The sequence below is a fragment of the Puia sp. genome (assembly GCF_035546395.1).
In the GTDB taxonomy this organism is placed as follows: domain Bacteria; phylum Bacteroidota; class Bacteroidia; order Chitinophagales; family Chitinophagaceae; genus Puia.
In genome coordinates, this window is the sequence record NZ_DASZXR010000006.1 from 225134 (window position 1) to 247055 (window position 21922).

12 protein-coding genes are annotated in these 21922 nt (G+C 56.1%); 11 read left to right on the plus strand and 1 reads right to left on the minus strand.

Going from position 1 to position 21922, the window contains the following annotated elements; all coding sequences use genetic code 11:
• Positions 1-8 precede the first annotated feature (8 nt).
• On the minus strand, positions 9-1364 hold the full coding sequence (locus tag VHE34_RS07310) for a sigma-54 dependent transcriptional regulator (RefSeq protein ID WP_325586214.1): 1356 nt from the start codon (positions 1362-1364) through the stop codon (positions 9-11).
• 400 nt (positions 1365-1764) lie between these two features.
• On the opposite strand from VHE34_RS07310, the gene VHE34_RS07315 reads away from it, so the two are divergent.
• From VHE34_RS07315 to VHE34_RS07365, 11 genes are all read left to right on the plus strand, one after another.
• Positions 1765-3033, plus strand: a complete 1269-nt coding sequence (locus VHE34_RS07315) for an efflux RND transporter periplasmic adaptor subunit (protein ID WP_325586216.1) — start codon at positions 1765-1767, stop codon at positions 3031-3033.
• A 62-nt stretch (positions 3034-3095) separates the two neighbouring features.
• Complete coding sequence (locus VHE34_RS07320; protein ID WP_325586218.1) at positions 3096-3266, plus strand: hypothetical protein; 171 nt, start codon at positions 3096-3098, stop codon at positions 3264-3266.
• Positions 3267-3305: 39 nt separating this feature from the next.
• Entirely contained in the window at positions 3306-3983 is a 678-nt protein-coding gene (locus VHE34_RS07325) for an ABC transporter ATP-binding protein (RefSeq protein ID WP_325586220.1), read from the plus strand.
• Positions 3984-4061: 78 nt separating this feature from the next.
• Positions 4062-6494: an ABC transporter permease gene (locus VHE34_RS07330; RefSeq protein ID WP_325586222.1), complete on the plus strand. Its 2433-nt coding sequence runs from the start codon at positions 4062-4064 to the stop codon at positions 6492-6494.
• 66 nt (positions 6495-6560) lie between these two features.
• Positions 6561-9002 (plus strand): ABC transporter permease, encoded by a 2442-nt coding sequence (locus VHE34_RS07335; RefSeq protein WP_325586224.1) that lies wholly within the window; start codon positions 6561-6563, stop codon positions 9000-9002.
• 1 nt (position 9003) lies between these two features.
• The gene (locus tag VHE34_RS07340) at positions 9004-11397 is read left to right on the plus strand and encodes an ABC transporter permease (protein WP_325586226.1); all 2394 of its coding nucleotides are present in this window, start codon (positions 9004-9006) and stop codon (positions 11395-11397) included.
• Positions 11398-11446: 49 nt separating this feature from the next.
• Entirely contained in the window at positions 11447-13858 is a 2412-nt protein-coding gene (locus tag VHE34_RS07345) for an ABC transporter permease (RefSeq protein WP_325586228.1), read from the plus strand.
• Positions 13859-13878: 20 nt separating this feature from the next.
• On the plus strand, positions 13879-16230 hold the full coding sequence (locus VHE34_RS07350) for an ABC transporter permease (protein ID WP_325586230.1): 2352 nt from the start codon (positions 13879-13881) through the stop codon (positions 16228-16230).
• 19 nt (positions 16231-16249) lie between these two features.
• Positions 16250-18640, plus strand: coding sequence for an FtsX-like permease family protein (locus VHE34_RS07355; protein ID WP_325586233.1), 2391 nt, complete (start codon positions 16250-16252; stop codon positions 18638-18640).
• 16 nt (positions 18641-18656) lie between these two features.
• The gene (locus VHE34_RS07360; RefSeq protein WP_325586235.1) at positions 18657-21086 is read left to right on the plus strand and encodes an ABC transporter permease; all 2430 of its coding nucleotides are present in this window, start codon (positions 18657-18659) and stop codon (positions 21084-21086) included.
• Between the two features lie 147 nt (positions 21087-21233).
• The gene (locus VHE34_RS07365; protein WP_325586237.1) at positions 21234-21902 is read left to right on the plus strand and encodes an ABC transporter ATP-binding protein; all 669 of its coding nucleotides are present in this window, start codon (positions 21234-21236) and stop codon (positions 21900-21902) included.
• The last annotated feature ends 20 nt before the right edge of the window (positions 21903-21922 follow it).

Consider the following 21922-nt stretch of genomic DNA (forward strand, 5'->3'; position numbering starts at 1 on the left):
AAAGATCATTAAATATCGTATTTACTCAGCCTCCGGTACAATGCCGTTCGGGTAAGCCCCAGCTCCTTGGCCGCCTTGGAAATATTCCCATTGTGTTTCTCGATCACTTTCAGGATCGCATTCTTCTCGATCGTGCTCAGCTTCAGCTCTTGCGGCTCATCCGCCTGTACCGGCGCCGATTCTATCGGCGAGAAGATCAGGTCCTTCGCCTGCAGCACATCCCCCTCGGCCATGATCACCGCCCGCTCGATCGTGTATTGCAGCTCCCGCACATTCCCCGGATAATGATAGGACTTCAGCTTCTCCACCGCCTTCGGATCGAAATCGTGGATCGGCTTCATATACTTGTTCGTATAGATCTTATCGAAATGCCGCGCCAGCAGCACGATATCCTCCTCCCGCTTCCGCAGCGGCGGCACCACGATCTCCACCGTATTGATCCGGTAGATCAGGTCCTTCCGGAACCGGCTCTCGTTCGCCAACTCGGACATCGGCACATTCGTCGCACAGATCAACCGGATATCTATCGGCACGGACTGATTGGCCCCAAGCCTCGTCACCACCCGGTTCTGCAACACCGACAACAGCTTCGCCTGCTGGTGCAGCGAGATATTCCCGATCTCATCGAGGAATAAGGTCCCGCCGCTACCCGACTCGAACCGCCCCATCCTGTCCTCCCGGGCATCCGTAAAGGCGCCTTTCTTATGCCCGAAAAGCTCGCTCTCGAACAACGTCTCCGTCAAGGCCCCGACATCGACTTTTATATACGGCTTCTCCGCCCGCAACGAATGCTGGTGGATCGCCTTGGCGATAAGGTCCTTCCCCGTCCCGTTCTCCCCAAGAATCAAAATATTCGCATCCGTCGGCGCGATCTTTGAAATTTTAAAAAAGATATCCCGCATCACCTCCGACTCCCCCAGCAGCTCGCTCCCGATCACCGAATCCGACAAGGCCTCATACCCCGCCTTCTTCGGGTCGTTCTTCTTCAACGCCTCCTTGATGGTCGTGATCAATCGCTCATTGTGCCAGGGCTTGACCACAAAATCCGCCGCACCCTCCTTCAGGGAACGCACCGCCAGGTCGATATCCCCGTAGGCCGTGATCATGATCACCGCCGCCGTAGAACCGAACTCCTTGATCTTCCGTAGCCAGAAAAGACCCTCGTTCCCCGTATTGATACTGCTGTTGAAATTCATATCCAACAGGATAAGGTCGAAATTCCGCTTCGCAAGCAGGGCCCGGATGTTCTCAGGATTCTTCTCCGTGACGATGTCCGCAGCTTCTGTCTTTAATAACAGTCTCACCGCCGTCAAAACATCCGGATCGTCATCGACAGCCAGTATGTTGGCATTTTTAAGATTCATATTTTTTTTGTTTACAGATGCCGGAGGCCCCCACAGGCGGACCGCGCCAGCCATCATCAATTAACAATGTTGCAGAATGGCCAAATTTTTTTTGCCATTCATGCAACATCCGCCTCCCACAAGTATACCTTAAATATAAAAGTATGGCAATTAATTTTTTATATAAAAACCCTCTAAAACCGAAGTGTATCAAAACCGGACACTTCTTGTATCAAAAATGAACTACAAATTCCGTCCGACGTACCTAACCATCTGTAAATCACTGGTCTTATATTCTGGCATGTCTTTGTAACTGTACTGACAAGAATTTTTTAAGAATTTTCTCATGTGTAGTCCTCCCGGTATCTTTATACTGGGGGGCTTTTTAAAACGAACGAACCTCTTCAAATTTAAATTCTTTATGGTAGACATAGTCAGACCGAAAAAAACATGGACAACCAAACGCCTGATGACCATTGCAGGCATCCTAGCCCTCGTACTCTTGATCGCTGGAAGTTTTTACTTCACCTCTGGAAAATCCAGGCTAAATGTTGACCTTGAACGGATTACGGTATCCGAGATAACAAAGGCGCCCTTCCAGGAATCCATTCCCCAGAACGGAACGGTGCTCCCCCTGACCACCATTTACCTGGTGACCACCGACGGCGGACGCGTCGAAAAGAGATTTGTAGAAGACGGCGCCATCATGAAAGCAGGCGATCCGATCCTGAAACTGGCCAACACCGACCTTGAACTCACCATGTCCGGTCAGGCCACCCAGGTTTCGCAGATGCTCGCCACCATGCAGTACGCCGAAGTACAGGCCGCCCAGAATACGGTTAATAAGCAGAACTCCCTGGCCGCCATGCAGCTCCAGTTCAGCGAGGCTGAGCGTATCTACAACCTGGATAAGAAGCTGTTCGCGCAACACGCCATCGGCTCCCAGGAAATGGCCCAGGCCACGAACAACTATAACAGTTATAAATACCAGCTCGGGCTGCAGCAGGAGATTCTCCGGCAGGACTCGATCTCCCGGCAACAGCAAAGCGAACAGAATAAACAGAATCTCGAACGGGCCCGCGCCTCACTCGAAATCGTAAAAAAGAAGGTTGAAGGCCTTATTATCCGCGCCCCGGTCGACGGTCAGCTGACTTCCCTCGACGCCGAGATCGGTCAGTCGAAGAGCCCCGGCGCCCCCCTGGGCCAGCTCGACGTACTCGACGGCTTCAAAGTTCGGCTCTCCGACGTGGATGAACACTATATCAACCGCGTCTTCACCGGCCAGACGGGCACCTTTACCCTGGGACAAGGCAACGATACCACCTATAAACTCAAAATCGTAAAGGTATACACTCAGGTCACAAACGGCCGCTTCATGGTGGATATGAACTTCGTCGGAAGAGTCCCCAAAGGCATCCGCAAAGGCCAGACCCTCCAGATCACCCTTGCGCTCAGTGATGAGACCACGGCAGTCCTCGTACCCAAAGGCGGATTCTACCAACAGACCGGGGGCAACTGGATCTTCAAGCTCAGCGAAGATGGCAAGGTCGCCTATCGGGTCGATATCCAGCTCGGCCGCCAGAACACGGATTATTACGAGGTCCTGTCCGGCCTCAAACCCGGCGACAAAGTCGTCACCAGCAGCTATGAGAACTATGGAAATATGCAAGAATTAGTGCTGAAAAAATAACTATATTGTCCAAACTGTAACATGACGCCGCTGACAAGCGTCTATTACAAAAAACCAACTATATGCGCCTGCGTCTGCTTCTCACCCTCGGCCTCGTGCTTTGTATGGCGACCATCGCCTCCTCCAACGAGTGCTCCCGCTACTGCCGGAAGACAGCGGTCAAACCGACCCCAGCCTCCTCGGTGATAGTAGAGAACTCAACGCTGCTCGTCAACAAACTGCTTATTATTTAAAAAGCCACATAAAATAGTACACTCTAAACAGCTCATAGTATGATCAAGATCACTGAACTCCAGAAATCATATCGCACGGAAGAGGTGGAGACCATCGCCCTGAACAAGCTCACCTTCGAAGTAAAAGAAGGCGAATTTGTTTCCGTCATGGGACCCTCTGGCTGCGGTAAGTCCACGTTACTGAACATCCTCGGCCTGCTCGATGATCCCGATGGCGGCAGCTTCCTCTTCAACGGCATCGAAGTAGCTCACTTCAACGAGAGGAAACGCGCCGACCTCCGCAAGCGCAACATCGGTTTCGTGTTCCAAAGTTTCAACCTGATCGATGAGCTCACCGTATTCGAAAACGTGGAACTCCCCCTTATATACCTCGGCGTAAAAGGCCCGGAAAGAAAACAACGCGTGGAAGTGGTCCTCGACAAAATGCAGATCATGCACCGTCGCAACCACTACCCCCAGCAGCTTTCCGGCGGTCAGCAACAGCGTGTCGCCGTCGCCCGCGCCGTCGTCAACAACCCCAAGCTGATCCTCGCCGATGAACCGACCGGTAACCTGGACTCCTCGAACGGGAATGAAGTAATGACCCTTCTCACCGATCTCAACGAACAGGGTACCACGATCATCATGGTTACACACTCCGAACACGACTCGAAGTACAGCCATCGCATCATCCGCATGCTGGACGGCCAGGCCGTTACAGAGAATATCCTGATCTAAGGATAGCTCTTAACGTCAACCAACGGAAGCTATTTCGAAAATTTTTGCAATGGCCCGCAAGGGCCAAACAGTACCGTTATGCTCAAAAATTATTTTAAGATCGCTTTCCGCAACATGGCCCGATACAAGGTCATCTCTTTTATCAATCTCTTCGGCCTCACCGTCGGACTCTCCTGCTGCCTGCTCATCCTTACCTATATCCTGCATGAAGAAAGCTATGACAGGTACAACAGCAAAGCGTCCCGTATCTGGCGCGTCACCCGAAGCTTCAATAACAAAGACGGCATCGTCTCCCTGCACCTCGGGGCCGTGGCTCCCCCCTTCGGCCCCCTCTTGCAAAACGATTTCCCCGATATCCAGAAGGTCACCCGCCTCCTGCCCACCGGAGTCACCCCCGTCCGCTACGAAGACAAACTCTTCAACGAAGACAACATCTTCTTCGCCGATAACGATCTGTTCAGCGTCTTCGACGTCAACATCCTCAAAGGCGATCGCACCAACGCCCTCACCGACCCCTTCTCCATCGTGATCACCGAAGAGGTCGCCCACAAATATTTCGGCGACGCCGACCCCATCAACAAGGTCGTCCGAATGGATAACCGCTACAACCTTAGGGTCTCCGGCATCATCGCCCCCCTCCCCGAAAATTCCCATTTCCACCCCTCGATCCTGCTCTCCTTCAACACCCTCAAGGACTCCGCCATCTATGGCGAAAAGAACCTCGCCACCAACTGGGGTAACAACGCCTTCTTCACCTACCTCCTCCTACCGGAGAACTACCCGGCCAAAAGCCTCGAAGCCCGCTTCCCGGCCTTTATCGACCGGCACATGCCCTACAACAAAAAAGACCCGGCCTCCCAACCCTCCAAATACACAAAGCTCTTCGTCCAAAAGCTCACCGATATCCACCTCCACGGCCACACCGATGAGGAGATCGAGACCAATGGCGACAGCAGCCGCGTCACCATCTTCGGCGCCATCGCCCTCTTCATCCTGCTCATCGCTTGTATCAACTATATGAACCTCTCCACGGCGAGGTCCACCCTCCGCGCCAAAGAGATCGGCATCCGCAAAGTGTCCGGCGCCCAACGCCACGAGATCATTACCCAGTTCCTCAGCGAATCGGTCCTCATCTCCTGGTTCGCCATCATCCTGGCCGCCGCCCTCACCATCCTGCTGCTGCCCTGGCTCAACGGCCTCACCGGCCTCCACCTGTCCGCCCAGCTCCTCCTCAAACCCGCCGTCCTCATACCCATCGTCCTCACCCCCTTCGTCGTCGGCATTCTCTCGGGCATCTACCCCGCCCTCTTCATGTCCTCCTTCCAACCCGTAAAAGTGCTGAAAGGGCTCTTCAAAGCCGGCGGCAAAACGGTTAGCTTCCGTAAAGTGCTCGTCGTCCTGCAATTCTCCATTTCCATCGTCCTGCTCATCAGCACGACGATCGTCTTCCAGCAGCTGGATTATATGCAACACGCCAAACTCGGCTTCGACAAGGAACATATCGTCACACTTGCCTACAATAACGGCCTCGACAAAACATTCGAATCCTTCCGCAACGCCCTCCGGCAGGACCCCCATGTCCTCGCCGCCACCCGCTCCTCCCGTATCCCCAGCGGCCGCCTCCTGGACGAACAAGGCGCCCAAACCGAAGCCGGCGATTCGCTCCGGCCCGTCAACGCCGATATCAAATACGTAGCCGTCGATCATGATTTCGTAAAAACATACGGCATTCCCATCAAAGCCGGCCGCGACTTCTCCCGCAACTATGCCACCGACAGCACCGGCTACCTCCTCAACGTCGCCGCCACCAAGGTCCTCGGCATGAAAACCCCGGAGGAAATGGTCGGCCGCAACTTCGCCTACGGCGGCGTAAAAGGCAAGGTCGTCGGTATCATGGGCGACTTCAACTTCGAAGATATGCACCAGTCCATCCTGCCCATCATCTTCGTTATCCCGCCCGCCAACTCGGACCAGTTTGGCCGTATCTCCATCAAACTCGCCGGTAACGATATCCGCGCCACGATGGCGCATGTAGAAAAGGTCTGGAAACAATATCTCCCCGAAGTACCCTTCGAATCGACCTTCCTCGACGAAAGATTTGACAAACTCTATAAATCCGAACAACAACAAGGCTCCCTGTTCACCACCTTCGCCGGCATCGCCATCTTCATCGCCTGCCTCGGCCTGCTCGGCCTCAGCGCTTTCGCGATCAGCCAACGCATAAAAGAGATCGGCGTCCGCAAGGTCCTCGGGGCCAGCACCGGCAGCATCGTTACCCTGCTGTCCACCGATTTTCTCAAACTCATCGCCGTCGCCGCCGTCATCGCCTTTCCCATCGGCTGGTACACGATGCACAGCTGGCTGGCAGACTTCGCTTACCGCATCTCCATCCAATGGTGGGTCTTCATCGCCGCCGGCGTCCTGGCCGCCGCCGTCGCCCTGTTCACCATCGGCTTCCAGGCGATAAAAGCAGCTATCGCCAACCCCGTGAAAGCCTTGCGCTCAGAATGAGCGCTACATGATCGGCGCAGAAGCGAATAAAAGCGGCCGACAGGCCGCTTTCAAACATAAAAATCTATGTTCCGCAACCACTTCCGCATCGCCTGGCGCGGCCTCCTGAAAAGGAAAGGCTACTCCGCCCTCAATATCTTCGGCCTCTCCATCGCCATCACCTGCTGCCTGCTCATCTTCCACTACGTCGCCTTCGAACGCAGCTATGACACCTTCCAGGCCAACGCGAAGAACATCGTCCGCGTCCGCCTCGACACCTGGCAACAGGGCAAACTGGCCTGGCAATCCGCCACCTCCTACCCCGCCATCGCCCCCGCCATGAAAAAGGAATTTCCGGAAGTCGAAAAGGCCGGCCGCCTCATCGACGCCAACCTCCTCATCACCAACCCGGAAAAGAATGTAAAGTTCAACGAACTCAAAGGCTATTACGCCGACGCCAACATGCTCGATATCCTCGACGTCGACCTCCTGAAAGGCGATCGCGCCACCGCCCTCGACGCCCCCGATAAGATCCTCCTCTCGGAATCGATGGCAAAAAAATACTTCGGTGACGAAAACCCCGTCGGCAAACGCCTCCGGGGCCAAAACAACGGTTATACCGAAAACCTCGTAGTCACAGGCGTCTTCAAAGAATACCCCACCAACTCCCATCTCATCCTCCATCACCTCGTCTCCTATCCCACCCTGGGCAAAGAGATCCGCGCCCAGGGCGACTCCTCCAACGCCACCGAGACCGCCTGGGGATGGTACGACTTTTACAACTACATCCAGCTAAAACCCGGCGCCGATTACAAGGCGCTCGAAGCCAAGCTCCCCGCATTCTGCGACCGCCATATCAACAACAACGAATGGCGAAAGAAGAACAACGTCGTAAGCGAGCTCTACCTCATTCCGTTCTCCGATATCCATCTCTATTCGAACGCCAACCAGGAGGCCGAAGTCAACGGGAACGGTAAAGCCGTAGGCTTCCTCTTCCTCATCGCCTTCCTCATCATCGCCATCGCCTGGATCAATTATACCAACCTGGCTACCGCCCGCTCCCTCGAACGCGCAAAAGAAGTCGGGCTGAGAAAGGTCCTCGGCGCCGTCCGCCTCGACCTCATCGTCCAATTTCTCGCGGAAAGCTTCCTGCTGAACACCCTGGCCCTCGGACTCGCCATCCTTGCCGCCTGGCTCCTGGCCCCATCCTTCGACAACCTCGTCGGCACCGACGCCGGCGCCTTCCATCTGCCCGCTAAATTCATCCTCCTCTTCGTCACCCTCTTCTTCTTCGGTTCCTTCCTCTCCGGCCTCTACCCCGCCTTCATCCTCTCCGGCTACCATCCCATCACCGTACTGAAAGGCCTTTTCAAGAATTCCACCCGCGGACAGGCCCTGCGAAAAGGACTCATCATCGGCCAGTTCGCCGTTTCGGTCATTCTCATCACCGGCACCATCCTCGTCTACCAACAGGTCCAATATATGCGCCGCCAACAGCTCGGCGCCAACATCAACCAAACCGTCGTAGTCGAGGGACCCGGTTCCTTCTCTCAGGACTCCGTCTATAAAACGGTCTTCCAGCCCTTCAAAACCACCCTGCTCCAGCAAAGCGGCATCCAAAGCGTCACCGCCTCCTCCAACGTCATGGGTCAGGAGATCTATTGGACCAGTGGGGTCAGCCTCGTAGGCGCCAGCAAAAAAGCCGCCGTAACACTCTACTTCCTCGCCGTCGACTACGACTTCCTGCCCTCCTATCAGCTTAAGCTCACCACCGGCCGTAACTTCTCGAGTCAATACTCCACCGACGATCATGCCGTCCTCATCAACGAGACAGCCTGCAAGCTCCTCGGATTTTCAAACCCGGCACAAGCCCTGCAGGCAAAACTGAACATCGGCGACACCTTTCACATCGTCGGAGTCCTCACAGACTTCCACCAACAGGGACTCAGAAATGCGATCCAACCGACCTGTGTCTTCCGCCAACCCGAGAACCGCAACTACTATTCGATAAAATTCACCAGCAGCACGCCCCACGAGACGCTCGCCGGAATAAAAAAGACCTGGGACCGCTACTTCCCCCGCGACCCCTTCAACTATTACTTCCTCGACGAATCCTTCGACCAGCAATACAAAGCCGACACCCGCTTCGGCGCCACCTTCGGCCTCTTTGCCACCCTCGCCATCATCATCGCCTGCTTCGGACTCCTCGGCCTCTCCGCCTATAACGTCCTGCAACGCACCCGCGAGATCGGCATCCGCAAGGTCCTCGGCGCCACCGAACAAAGCCTCGTCGTCCTCCTCTCGAAGGAATTCCTCTGGCTCGTCCTCATCTCGCTCACCATCGCCATCCCCCTTAGCTGGTATGCAATGCACAGCTGGCTGCAGGACTATGCCTATCGCATCTCGATCCAATGGTGGGTCTTCGCCCTCGGCGGCATCCTCGCCCTGGCCATCGCCCTGCTCACCGTCGGCTTCCAGGCCTTCCGAGCCGCTATCGCAAACCCCATAAAAAGCCTCAGAACAGAATAATATGATCAAGAACTATCTCAAAATAGCCTGGCGCACCCTCCTCCGCCAAAAAACCTACACCGCGATCAACATCATCGGCCTCACCCTCGGCATCTCCGCCGCCCTCCTCATCTTCACCCTCGTCTCCTACCAGCTGAGCTTCGACGATTTCCATCCCGGCAGACAACGCATCTACCGCATCGGCACCGATCTCAACAGCGAAACACTCGCCCATCTCGCCTGTGCACCGCAACCCCTCGGCAAAGCCTTCCGCAACGATTACAACTACGCAGAGAAAACAGCCCGGATCGTATATTACCGCAACACCCTCGTCTCCCTGCCCAACGAAAAAGAAATAAAGAAGTTCGAAGAGGACGAAGGAGTCGCCTTCACCGAACCGGCTTTTTTCGACATCTTCAACTTCCCCCTCGCCCAGGGCGATCGGAAAACGGCCCTCCAAAACCCCCACTCCGCCCTCATCACAACATCCATCGCAAAGAAATATTTCGGCAGCGACGCCCCCAACGCCATCGGCAAAACGATTCGCGTCAATAACGATATCGACTTTACAATCACCGGCATCCTGCAACCCCTGCCCCCCAACACCGACCGCAAACAGGAGATCTACCTGTCCTATGACAACCTCAAGGACTGGAACCGCTCCTATGCCAGCGATAGCAGCTGGGGAGCACTCTACTCCGGCAGCAACTGCTTCGTCCTGCTCCGCCCCGGCGTCAATCCCGCCACCGTCGATAAAGCCCTCGTCGGCATGGCAAAAAAATATCTCGACGCCGAAGGCGCCGCCGCCACCAGCTACCACCTCCAACCCCTGCAGGACATCCACACAAACACCAAAATCGACGGGACCTTCGATAAAAAATACAGCTGGACCCTCCTGATCATCGCCACATTCCTCCTGGCCACCGCCTGCATGAACTTTATCAATATGGCCACCGCCCAGGCGCTCAACCGGGGCAAGGAAGTGGGCATCCGCAAAGTGATGGGCAGCCTCCGCAACCAGCTCTTCTGGCAATTCATCGCCGAGACGGCCCTCATCACCCTCGCCGCCGGCATCCTCGCCTGGGGCGTTGCCATCCTCGCTCTACCCTCCCTCAACCAGCTTACCTTCTCAAAAATGAGCCTCCAACTCTTCTCTACCTGGCGCATGATGGCCTTCTTTTTCGGGATCATCATCCTCCTGGTCTTTGCCGCAGGCTCCTACCCCGGTCTCGTCCTCGCCCGGTTCGAGCCGGTCCTCGCCCTTAAGAGCAAGCTCTCCCAGGCGCACATCGGCGGTCTGTCCCTCCGTCGTCTCCTGGTCGTCGTCCAGTTCAGCATCTCCCAGATGCTCATCATCACCATGATCATCATCGCCTGGCAAATGCATTATTCCATGAACCTCGATATGGGCTTCAACAAGGACGCCATCGTGACCATCCCGATCCCCACCCGCGACAACATCAAAATGCATACGCTGCGCACCCGCCTGGCCCTCATCCCCGGAGTGGAAAGTCTTTCCTTCTGTATGCAACCCCCCGCCTCCCGCCGCAACCAAAATACCGATATCCAGTTCGACAACCGTCCAAAGACCGAACGGTGGGACATCAACATAAAGCCCGCCGATGACCAATACGTTCCCACCTTCGGCCTGCAACTCGTAGCCGGCCGTAACCTCTTTCCCTCCGATACGGTCCGCGAATACCTGGTAAACGAAACTACCGTATGGAAGCTCGGCCTGAATTCCCCCCTCGAGGCCCTCGGAAAAATGATCAACATCAATGACAACAAAGCGCCCATCGTCGGAGTCATAAAGGATTTCCACGCCTATTCACTGAAGAACGACATCGCCCCCGTTGCCATCACCTCCGCCTCGGCCAATTATCAGGGCTGCAGCCTGAAGATCAACCCCCGCCAGCTCCCGCAGGTCCTGGCATCCATCGAACCCATCTGGAACAACACCTACCCCGATTATCTCTATTCCTATACCTTCCTCGACGAGCGTATCGCCGACTTCTACTTCATCGACACCATCCTGCTGAAGCTGGTCGAAGTCTTCTCCGGCATCGCCATCTTCATCAGCTGCCTCGGCCTCTACGGTCTCGTCTCCTTCATGGCCGTCCGCCGCACAAAAGAGATCGGCGTCCGCAAGGTCCTCGGCGCCAGCATCGCCCAGATCGGCTGGCTCTTCGGCCAGGAGTTCCTCCGCCTCATTCTTATCGCCTTCGCCATCGCCGCCCCCATCGCCTGGATGGCTGCACACAACTACCTCAAAGACTTCAAATACAAGATCACCGTCGGCCCCCAACTATTCCTCATTGGCCTGGCTGTCACGATCCTCATCGCCGCCGTCGCCGTCGGTTACCGCTCATTGAGAGCCGCCACCGCCAACCCGGTAAGATCATTAAGGTCAGAATGATGCAACAAAACCCCGGAAGCCAACGACTATATCACACAATCCTCCGCCAATGCTCACCAACTTCTTCACGGTCGCCTTCCGCAACATCTTCAAACACAAGATATTCTCCTTCATCAACATTATCGGCCTCGCCATCGGAATGGCCGCCGGCCTCCTCATCCTCCAATACGTCCGCTTCGAGCTCAGCTACGATAAATTCGAAGCCAACGGCCCCAACATCTATCGCATCCAGCTCGACCGTTATAACGATGGAAAACTCTCCACCCAATGGGCAGCCGGCACGGCCGGCATCGGCCCCGTCGTAAAGGACGGCCTCCCCGAAGTCACCAACCTTACCCGCCTTCACGCCTGGCAAGCCATTATGTCCTACCAGGACAAGGAATTCCGGGAAGAGAAAATGTTCTGGGCCAATGAGGGCTTCCTCCCCATGTTCGGTTACCCCATCCTGAAAGGCTCCGCAAAAGACGCCCTCAAAGATGTCGATCAGGTCGTCCTCACCGCATCCTCCGCCCGCAAATATTTCGGCAACGATGAGCCCATCGGGAAGACCATTTTGATGAACAAGAAGGAACCCTTCAAAGTCACCGCCGTCATCCCCGATCCGCCGGCCAATACCCACCTGAAGTTCAGCATGCTCCTTTCCTTCTCCACCTGGCAGAAATTCATAAACGACCCCGCCACGACGCAATGGGGCTGGGACGGCTGGTTCGCCTATATCCAGGTTCGTCCGGGTACCAATCCCATCGCCCTCGAAAAAAAGATCAACGCCCTCAGCGAAAGCCGCTGGGGTAAGGAGATGAAAGAGAACAAACAGGACATGGTCTTCCACCTTCAACCCCTCGCCTCCATCCACCTCTCTCCCAACTACATGATGGACGCCGAGGTCAACGGCGATGGGACCGCCGTTCGCTTCCTGCTCATCATCGCCCTATTCATCGTCGTCATAGCGTGGATCAACTACGTCAATCTCGCGACCGCCCGTTCCATCCAACGGGCAAAAGAGGTCGGTATCCGCAAAACCCTCGGCTCCCTCCGCCGACAGCTCATCGGCCAGTTCCTCTTCGAATCCTTCCTCATCAATACCATCGCTGCAATACTTGCCATCGGCCTCATCGCCGCCGGCCTGCCCGTTTTTAATGCCGTCGCCGGCAAAAGCCTAAACTATTCCCTGCTCGCTACCAGCAGCTTCTGGTCTACCCTGGCCATCATCTTCGTCAGCGGGACCCTCCTCGCGGGCCTCTATCCCGCCTTCGTCCTCTCCTCCTTCAAACCTATCACCGTATTAAAAGGGAAACTCACTGCCACCAGCCACGGCTCCTTCCTCCGCCAGGCCCTGGTCGTCGGCCAGTTCGCCGCCTCCGTCCTGCTCATGGTCGGCACCTTCACAGTCTATCGCCAGCTGAATTTCATGCAGAAACAAAACCTTGGCATGAACATCGATCGCACCCTCGTACTCAAAGGACCCCGCGTCCTTGATTCCACCTATGACAACAAGCTCACCGGCTTCCGCGATGAGGTGCTCCGCATCCCCGGCGTCCACTATATCACCTCATCCACCGAGGTCCCCGGCCGTAAAGTGGATTGGAATGCCGGCGGGATCAAAGAGGTCGGCGCCGACGCGACAAAGCAGCGCCAATACCGCGTCATCGGCATCGACTACGACTTCGTCCCAGCCTTCGGCATGAAAATACTCGCCGGCCGCAACTTCTCCCGCGACTTCCGCTCCGACACCGGCGCCGTCATCTTCAACGAAGCCGCAATAAAGAACATGGGCTTCCGCACGCCACAGGAAGTCCTGAACAAACGCATCGACTTCTGGGGAAAACAATACACCATCGTCGGCATCGTCTCCAACCATCACCAGGAATCCCTCCGCGAAGCCTATGACGCCCATATCTTCCGCCTCATCCCCGACGCCAACACTTACTACTCCTTAAAGCTCACCGGCGACCAGGCCAACAACGCAGCGATCATCGAAGGCGTCAAAACCCGCTTCAAAAGCTTCTTCCCCGGCAACCCCTTCGAATACTTCTATCTCGAAGACCACTACGCCGCACAATACAAGTCCGATCAGCAGTTCGGCCAGACATTCAGCCTTTTCGCAGGCCTCGCTATCTTCGTCTCCTGCCTCGGCCTCCTGGGCCTCGCCTCCTTCGTGACGACTCAGCGTACCAAAGAGATCGGCATCCGAAAGATTTCCGGCGCCGGCGTCGGCAACATACTCACCCTCCTCACAAAGGATTTTATGCGCCCCATCCTCATCAGCTTCCTCATCGCCACACCACTCACCTGGCTCGCGCTGGAAAAATGGCTGGAGAACTACGCCTTCCGCATCTCCCTCACAGCCGGCCTCTTCATCGGCCCCGCCATCCTCATCCTGCTCGTCGCCCTGCTGACGATCACCACCCAAACCCTTAAGGCCGCCAACGCCAACCCCGTAAAATCCCTCCGAACGGAATAAGCACAAAAAACCAACCCGTCATGCTCCGCCACCTTCACACCGCCCTCCGCAACGTTTGGAAGCAACGTTCCACAAATGCCATCAATATCACTGGCCTCGCCGCCGGGATGACCGCCGCCATCCTCATCTTCCTCTGGGTCGGCAACGAACTCACTTACGATAATTACCACCCCGGCGCAGACCGCATCTATCGCACCACGACAAATGTCCCAAAGCTCAGATGGACCCTGGAATCCGCCCCCCTGCCGCTCCTCGGCGCCATCCGCAGCACCCTTCCCGCCGTCGAATCCGTCACCTGCCTCAAACCCGCCAGCCCCACCTTCCAACTGGCCGGCGAGTTCTTCATCGAAAAAAAGTCCGCCTATGTGGATAGCGCCTGGTTCACCGTCTTCCACTACGATTTCATAAAAGGCAACCCCCGCAACTTCTTCAACACTCCCCATAGCCTGATCCTGACCACCGGAACGGCAAAAAAATATTTCGGCGACAAAGACCCCATCGGCCAAACCCTCCGCATCGACACGTTCGACTACAGGGTGGCCGGCGTCATAAAGGAGAATCCCGCCAACAGCAGCTTTCAGTTCGATGTTCTCATCCCGCTCGATGCCCTGCTCTCCGATCCGGCGCGCCGCCAGTACGAACTCTCCTGGAACTACAACTGTCAGATCTACCTGAAGCTTCGCCCCGATGCCCGGCTCGACAACACCGCCGCGGCTATTACCGCGATACAAAGCCGTAACACCGACAATAAATATGGCGCACAGTATTCGCTGATCGGCCTGAAAGACATTCACTTCGAGACCGGCCTTTCCAGCTCGAGCAGCGTGATCATCCACGCCAAACGCAGCACGGTCGACATCTTCAGCATCCTCGGCATCTTCCTGCTGGTCATCGCCTGCATCAACTACGTCAATCTCACCACAGCCCGCGCCAGTCTGCGCGCCAAAGAGGTCGGCATCCGCAAGATCGTCGGCGCCGGCAAACAAAGCCTCTTCCTCCAATTCCTCACCGAATCCTTCGTTGTCAGCATCCTCGCCCTGGGGATCACCATCGCCCTCGTCAGCCTCTCCCTTCCTGCCTTTCGCAACCTTACCGATAAATCCTTTTCCGCCCCCTTTACCCTCCCGCTGACCTGGCAGATCATCGGCATCACCCTGTTGGCATCGACTGCCCTGAACGGCATCTACCCCGCCCTGCTCCTTTCCGGATTCAAACCCCTGAACGTTCTAAGAGGCGTCGCCATTCTGAAATTCAAGGACGTCTTCCTCCGCAAAGGACTCGTCGTCGTACAATTCACCTTCTCGATCATCCTCATCATCGGGACCATCGTTATCCAACGGCAGCTGGGCTATATCCAGCACGCCGACCCGGGCTACGATCGCAGCCAGATCTTCGCCGTCAGCATCCCCGATACCGCCGTCGGCGCCATCAAACAACAACTGCTCGAACAGACCAGCGTGGCAGGAGTCACCGTCGCCAATAACTCGATCGTCAACATCACCAATTTCAACACCGGCTCTGCCGACTGGGAGGGTCATGATACTTCCTTCCGCCCCAACGTCTACATGCTCTCCGCCGACCCCGATTATAAAAAGGTCATGCAGCTCCAAATGGCCCAGGGCCGGTGGTTCGACGCCGGAACTCCGCAGGATACCCATAATTTCGTTCTCAACGAGACGGCCGTCGCTCTCTTCAATCTCCGCAAACCCGTGCTCGGCCAGCAAATGCGCTTCCAGCAGGATACGGGGACCATCATCGGCGTGGTAAAGGATTTTCATTTTGCCAGCCTCCACGAAAAGATCCAACCGTTGATCATCCGCAACCGCGACTACGGACGCACCCTCTATTTTGTCCGCACCCTGCCGGGCCGGACGCCCCAGGCCCTGGCCGCCGCCCGGACCCTCGCTTCCCGCTACGCTCCCACAAAACCCTTCAATTACTACTTCCTCGACGAACAGTTCGATAACCTCTATAAAGCCGACAAAAAGATCTCCACCCTGATCCTTCTCTTCTCGGCCATCGCGATCCTCATCTCCTGCCTCGGCCTCTTCGCCCTCGCCGCCTTCACCGCACAACAACGCATAAAAGAGATCGGTATCCGGAAAGTACTGGGCGCCACCGTCCCCAATATCATCGCCCTCCTCTCCCGCGACTTCGTCCGCCTCGTTCTCCTCTCGATTCTCATCGCCACCCCCATCGCCGCCTATGCCATGCACAAATGGTTGGAGGACTTCGCCTATCATATCCCCCTGAGCGCAGGATTCTTCCTCACCGCCGGCGCCCTGGCCCTCCTCATCGCCATTCTTACCGTCAGCAGCCAATCGCTAAAAGCCGCCACAGCCAACCCGGCAAAGTCGCTGAGAACAGACTAAAAAACCTTAGCTTTAAACAATGATAACCATCCTCAAACCAGCCCTCCGCCAACTCCGGAAATACCCCGTATTCTCCCTCATCAATATGGGCGGCCTGGCCATCGGCATCGCCGCATCCTTTATCCTCCTCGTCTACACCCAGCGCGAACTCAGCACCGACCGCCACTTCCGCGACGCAGACCGCATCGCCCGCATCAGCACCGACTTCTTCCAGCTCGGCCCCTTCGCCTTCAGCCAACCCATGCTCCGCGACCTGGCCATCGCCTCCTGCAAGGACGTCGAGGACGCCACCGGCTTCGACATCAACCAGGATCCCATCCGCACCAGCCGCGATGACCGCGCCTTCACCGGCATCCAAAGCTATCTCATCGACTCCTCCTTCTTCCACGTCTTCTCCTTCGAGTCCGCCGCAGGCGCCATCCCTCAAAAAGGGCTCGCCCCCAACCAGGCCATCCTCTCGGCAACCCAGGCAAAAAAATTCTTTGGTAACAAACAAGCCGTCGGTCAAACCATCTTCGTCGGCAAAGAACTCACCCCCTACACGATCATCGCCGTCCTCAAGGAATCTTTCGCCAAATCCACTGTCGATCCCCAGATCCTCCTCCCCATACCCCCATCCACAGCCGCAGCATCGGCCAACTGGATGTCCGTCAAGATCTATAACTACGTCAAGCTAAAACCCCAGGGCACCCTCGCCGGCCTCGACGCCTGGCTCGAACGCCTCCGGGAAAAGGTCGTCTACCCCGCCAGCGGCTCGACCGACTCCTACAAAGTCTGGAAATCAAAAGGTACCTCCGTACGCTTTTATACAAAACACCTTACAGACATTTACTTCCATTCGGATTGCAAGTTCGACGACTTCGAAGGCGGCAGCCTCACCCAGGTCCAGCTCCTGAGCGCCATCAGCATCCTCCTCATCCTGCTCGCCGTCATCAACTACGTCAACCTCGTCACCGCCCGGTCCTCCATCCGCATGAAAGAGATCGGCCTCAAAAAGACATTCGGCGCCCCCCGCTGGGACCTCATCGCCCAGCTGCTAAAAGAATCCCTGCTCTTCAGCGGTCTCGCCATGCTCATCGCCTGCGGTCTCATCCAGGTCATCCTTTTTCTTTATCAATATTCGACCGGTGCAACCCTCACAGGACCCATCCCCTTCCTGTCCGCAAACTATCTCTGGCTGATCGCTTTCTCTATCGGCGTCGGCCTCGTCGCGGGCATCTATCCCGCCGTATATCTCACCGGTATTCGTCCGGGCCTCACAGTCCGCTCCACAGCCGGCGCCGGTAAGAACCTTCCCCTGCTTCGCAATAGCCTCGTTACCCTCCAATTCATCATCGCCATCGGTCTGCTGTTCGTCTCGCTCGTCGTATACAGCCAGTTACGATACATGAAGAATAAGGATAAAGGCTTCCGTACCGACGGCGTCGTCCTCGTAGAAGATTTCGGCATCAATAACGACCCGGTAGCCATGCGGAAATTTCAAACCCTCAAAACGACCATCGACCAGCAAACCCAGGTCACCAGCTCCAGCTTCTGCCACAGCGCTCCGGCCGGCCACTCCATGAGCATGGGTAGCTATCTCAGCCCCGCGACAAAAAAAGAAGTGCTGCTGCAAACCTTCCAGGCAGATGAAAAATACATGGCAACGCTGGGCCTCCATCTCACCGATGGCCGCAACTTCACAAAGGGCCTGCTCAGCGATACCAATTCCCTTATCCTCAACGAATCGGCCGTCGCCGCCATGGGACTGTTCCACCCCGTCGGCACCCTGCTCAACGGCAGCGAAAAAGTCATCGGCGTCGTAAAAGATTTCAATTACGCCTCCCTCCACGAAAAGATAGCCCCCGCCGTCATCCGCTTCAGCCCTAATGGCGGCAGCACCCTCGCGATCCACGTCTCCACCGCACACCCCGCAGCCTTCCTCGACTGGCTAAAACAACAAAGTGAAACCATCATCCCCGATCAACAGTTGACCATCAACTTTATGGACGATAACTTCGGCCGCCTCGCCGCAAAGGAAAAGCTCCTCGGCCAGGCCATCACCTTCTTCACCATCCTCGCCATCCTCCTGGCCACCCTGGGACTCATCGGGCTCACCCTCTTTACCATCGAACGTCGCACAAAAGAGATCGGCATCCGCAAAGTCCTCGGCGCCGGAAAATTACATATCCTCCATCTCGTATCCGGGCAGTTCATCAGGCTCGCGCTGATCGCCTCCGTCATCGCACTCCCGCTGAGCTGGTGGCTCATCCATCGCTGGCTCGACAACTTCGCCTATCGCGTCACCGTCAGCACAGGCCTCTTTGTCCTGACCGAAGTCCTCATCCTTTCTATCGCCTTTCTCGTCATCGGCGGACTCACACTCCGTGCTTTAAGCGCCTCACCCGTCACCAATCTTCGCACGGAATGAACCTAAATCCCTGACCATGCTCAAATTGTATTTTCGCACCGCCCTCCGCGATCTACGGCGCAATAGCGTCTTTTCGCTCATCAACGTCCTCGGACTCTCCATCGGCATCAGCGCCGCCCTCGTCATCTATCTCATCGTTCACTACGAGTTCAGCTTCGACCAATTCCAGCCGGACAAACACGACATCTACCGGGTCGTCTCCGATATCAGGACTGTCAACAGCGAGATCAATAACGCCGGCGTCCCCCTGCCCGTACCCGGCGCCATCCGCCGCGAGGTTACCGGCATCCGCCAATGCGCGGCCTTCACCACCACCTATCCAAACGTCACCATCTCCAAAAACCTTAGTTTCAGGGGCCAGCAAAGCACCATCTTCGCCGACGGTAATTATTTCGCCCTCTTCAATAACTACCACTGGCTCGCCGGCTCGCCAAAAACAGCCCTCGTCAATCCCCGCTCCACCGTTCTCACGCAAAGCCGCGCAGCCCTCTATTTCCCCGGCATTACCCCCGATAGGATCATCGGCCGCCATATCGTCTACAACGACACGATGACCGCTACCGTCACGGGAATCGTCGCCGATATAAAAGAAAACACCAGTCTCGGCTTCCACGAGTTCATCTCGCTGGCCACTATCGACACGCCGAACAGGGATGGAGCCGGTGACTGGAACAGCGTCAACGGCAACGACCAGTGCTTCATCAAACTGATGCCCGGAACGAATAAGACCCCAATCGAAACCCAACTGGCCCAACTTCAAAAGAAATATGCAAAACCGGACCCCGCCAGCCTCACAAAAACGACCCATCACCTCCAGCCCCTCACCGATATTCACTTCGACCACCGATACGACGGACTCGACCAGCCGCAGGCACACAAACCCACCCTCTACGGCCTCCTGATCATCGCCGCCTTCCTCCTGCTTCTCGGCTGCATCAACTTTATCAATCTCACCACCGCCCAGGCCTCCCATCGGGCAAAGGAGATCGGCATCCGCAAGACCCTGGGCAGTTCCGTACCCCAATTGATCCGCCAGTTCCTGGGTGAAACCTTCTTCCTGACACTTCTCAGCCTCGCCCTTTCCCTTGCTTTGACACCCTGGATCCTCACAGCCTTCAGCAAGTATATCCCCCGGAACATCCATTTCAATTCCATCAGGCAACCCGGCATCATTGCCTTTCTCGGGATACTGCTTGCCGCCGTTACCGTACTGGCCGGCTTCTACCCGGCCCTCGTCCTCTCCCGCTATAAACCCGTCCTCGTTCTAAAGAACCAGGCATTCACAGATAGCCCCACCACCCGCAGCCTCTTGGTCCGGAAAACACTCACCGTCTTCCAGTTCACCATCGCGCAGTTCCTCATCATAGCGACCCTCATCGTCGGCCGCCAGGTGCAGTACTCCATCAACACCGACCTGGGTTATAAAAAAGACGCTATCGTCACCGTGCATACGCCCTGGACCTTCGGCCAACAGGATACCCGCCGGCCCCTGCTGCTCGAAAGGCTCCGCCACCTCCCAGGCATCGAGCTCGCCTGCACGGGCAGCTTCTCACCCGCCTGGGACGGCGGCATGAGCCAGAACCTTGTTTACCGGGACGGAAAGAAAGAGATACCCGTCAGCCTCGAGATAAAATATGGCGACAGTGACTATATAAAGCTCTATCGCTTACACCTCCTCGCAGGCCGCGCCCCCAGGCCCGCAGACACCGCGCGGGAATTCGTCATCAACGAGACCACCCGCAAGTTGCTTGGATTCAAGACCCCGGCCGAAGCCATCGGCAAGGTCCTCGGCAATGACCCCGGTTATCCCATCTGTGGGGTCATGGCGGATTTCCACCAGGCCTCGACGCGGACCGCCATCCATGCCCTCGCACTCGGGTCGTCGAAAGTTTTTGAGTTCGACTTCCTCATCGGCCTGCGCCCCCAGATCCCGGGCAACCCCACCTGGGCCGCAACCCTCGCCGCCATTGGCAAAGAATTCAAACAACTCTATCCCGATACCGACTATACCTACGAGTTCTTCGACGAGACCATCGCCAAATTCTATGCGGACGAACAGAATATCTCCCATCTCCTGACCTGGGCCGCCGGTCTCACCATTTTGATCAGTTGCCTCGGACTGGCCGGCCTCGTCATCTTCACGACCAACAGCCGGGTAAAAGAAATAGGCATCCGAAAAATGCTCGGCGCCTCTGTAACCGCCATCGCCACCCTGCTGTCAAAAGATTTTGTAAAATTGCTGATCATTTCTTTTGTGATCGTTACCCCGGTCGCCTGGGGAGCGATGAACAAATGGCTCGATAGTTACGCATACCGGGCGCCGCTCAGTTGGTGGATATTCCCCCTTGCCGGCATCGGGATGATGGCAATAGCCCTTTTAACAATGAGTATCAGGACCATTCGCACCGCCATGGCGAATCCCATAACAGCCTTACGCACCGAATAAAGTGTATCAAAACCGGACAGTTCTTGTATCAAAATCGGACTAAAAACTGCCGAACACCAATGTAACACATTAATTTTCAATGTCTTGCAAACCGGCACAAGGTTGCAAGTATAGTAAACCCAAGTAATAAATCTCTAATTACAAATTATGATCGATCTCAAGCGTATCTCGAAATGGGTGAATGTAGGCGGCAAACCCAATTTTATTTTGAAGGACATCAACCTGGAAATAAAAGAAGGGGAATTCGTCTCCATCATGGGACCTTCCGGTTCCGGCAAATCGAGCTTACTCAATATCATCGGCATGCTCGACGACTCTTCCGAAGGAGAATATTACTTCCTCGGCCAGGGCGTCCACTCCCTCAAAGAAAAGCAACGTTCCCAGCTGTACAAACAATACATCGGTTTTGTCTTCCAGGCCTATCACCTCATCGACGAGTTGACCGTCTATGAGAACATCGAGACCCCGCTCATCTACCAGAATATAAAGGGTTCCGAAAGACAGGCCATGGTCGCCGACATCCTCGACCGTTTCCAGATCGTCGGCAAGAAGGACCTCTTCCCCACCCAGCTCTCCGGCGGCCAGCAACAGCTCGTCGGCATCGCCCGTGCCCTCATTGGCAAACCCAAGCTCCTGCTCGCCGACGAACCCACCGGCAACCTCAACTCCCGCCAGGGCGAAGAGATCATGGAATTGTTCAAACAGCTCAATAACGAAGGCGTCACCATCATCCAGGTAACCCACTCGGAAAAGAACGCAGCTTACGGCACAAGGATCATCAACCTGCTCGACGGTCGCATCGACAATTTCAACTAACCGCGAGCATCAGGGCGAAC

Bases quoted from the DNA above. Each gene is read 5' to 3' on its own strand.
- VHE34_RS07310 (WP_325586214.1), bottom strand. From the start codon at position 1,364: ATGAATCTTAAAAATGCCAACATACTGGCTGTCGATGACGATCCGGAT.
- VHE34_RS07315 (WP_325586216.1), top strand. From the start codon at position 1,765: ATGGTAGACATAGTCAGACCGAAAAAAACATGGACAACCAAACGCCTG.
- VHE34_RS07320 (WP_325586218.1), top strand. From the start codon at position 3,096: ATGCGCCTGCGTCTGCTTCTCACCCTCGGCCTCGTGCTTTGTATGGCG.
- VHE34_RS07325 (WP_325586220.1), top strand. From the start codon at position 3,306: ATGATCAAGATCACTGAACTCCAGAAATCATATCGCACGGAAGAGGTG.
- VHE34_RS07330 (WP_325586222.1), top strand. From the start codon at position 4,062: ATGCTCAAAAATTATTTTAAGATCGCTTTCCGCAACATGGCCCGATAC.
- VHE34_RS07335 (WP_325586224.1), top strand. From the start codon at position 6,561: ATGTTCCGCAACCACTTCCGCATCGCCTGGCGCGGCCTCCTGAAAAGG.
- VHE34_RS07340 (WP_325586226.1), top strand. From the start codon at position 9,004: ATGATCAAGAACTATCTCAAAATAGCCTGGCGCACCCTCCTCCGCCAA.
- VHE34_RS07345 (WP_325586228.1), top strand. From the start codon at position 11,447: ATGCTCACCAACTTCTTCACGGTCGCCTTCCGCAACATCTTCAAACAC.
- VHE34_RS07350 (WP_325586230.1), top strand. From the start codon at position 13,879: ATGCTCCGCCACCTTCACACCGCCCTCCGCAACGTTTGGAAGCAACGT.
- VHE34_RS07355 (WP_325586233.1), top strand. From the start codon at position 16,250: ATGATAACCATCCTCAAACCAGCCCTCCGCCAACTCCGGAAATACCCC.
- VHE34_RS07360 (WP_325586235.1), top strand. From the start codon at position 18,657: ATGCTCAAATTGTATTTTCGCACCGCCCTCCGCGATCTACGGCGCAAT.
- VHE34_RS07365 (WP_325586237.1), top strand. From the start codon at position 21,234: ATGATCGATCTCAAGCGTATCTCGAAATGGGTGAATGTAGGCGGCAAA.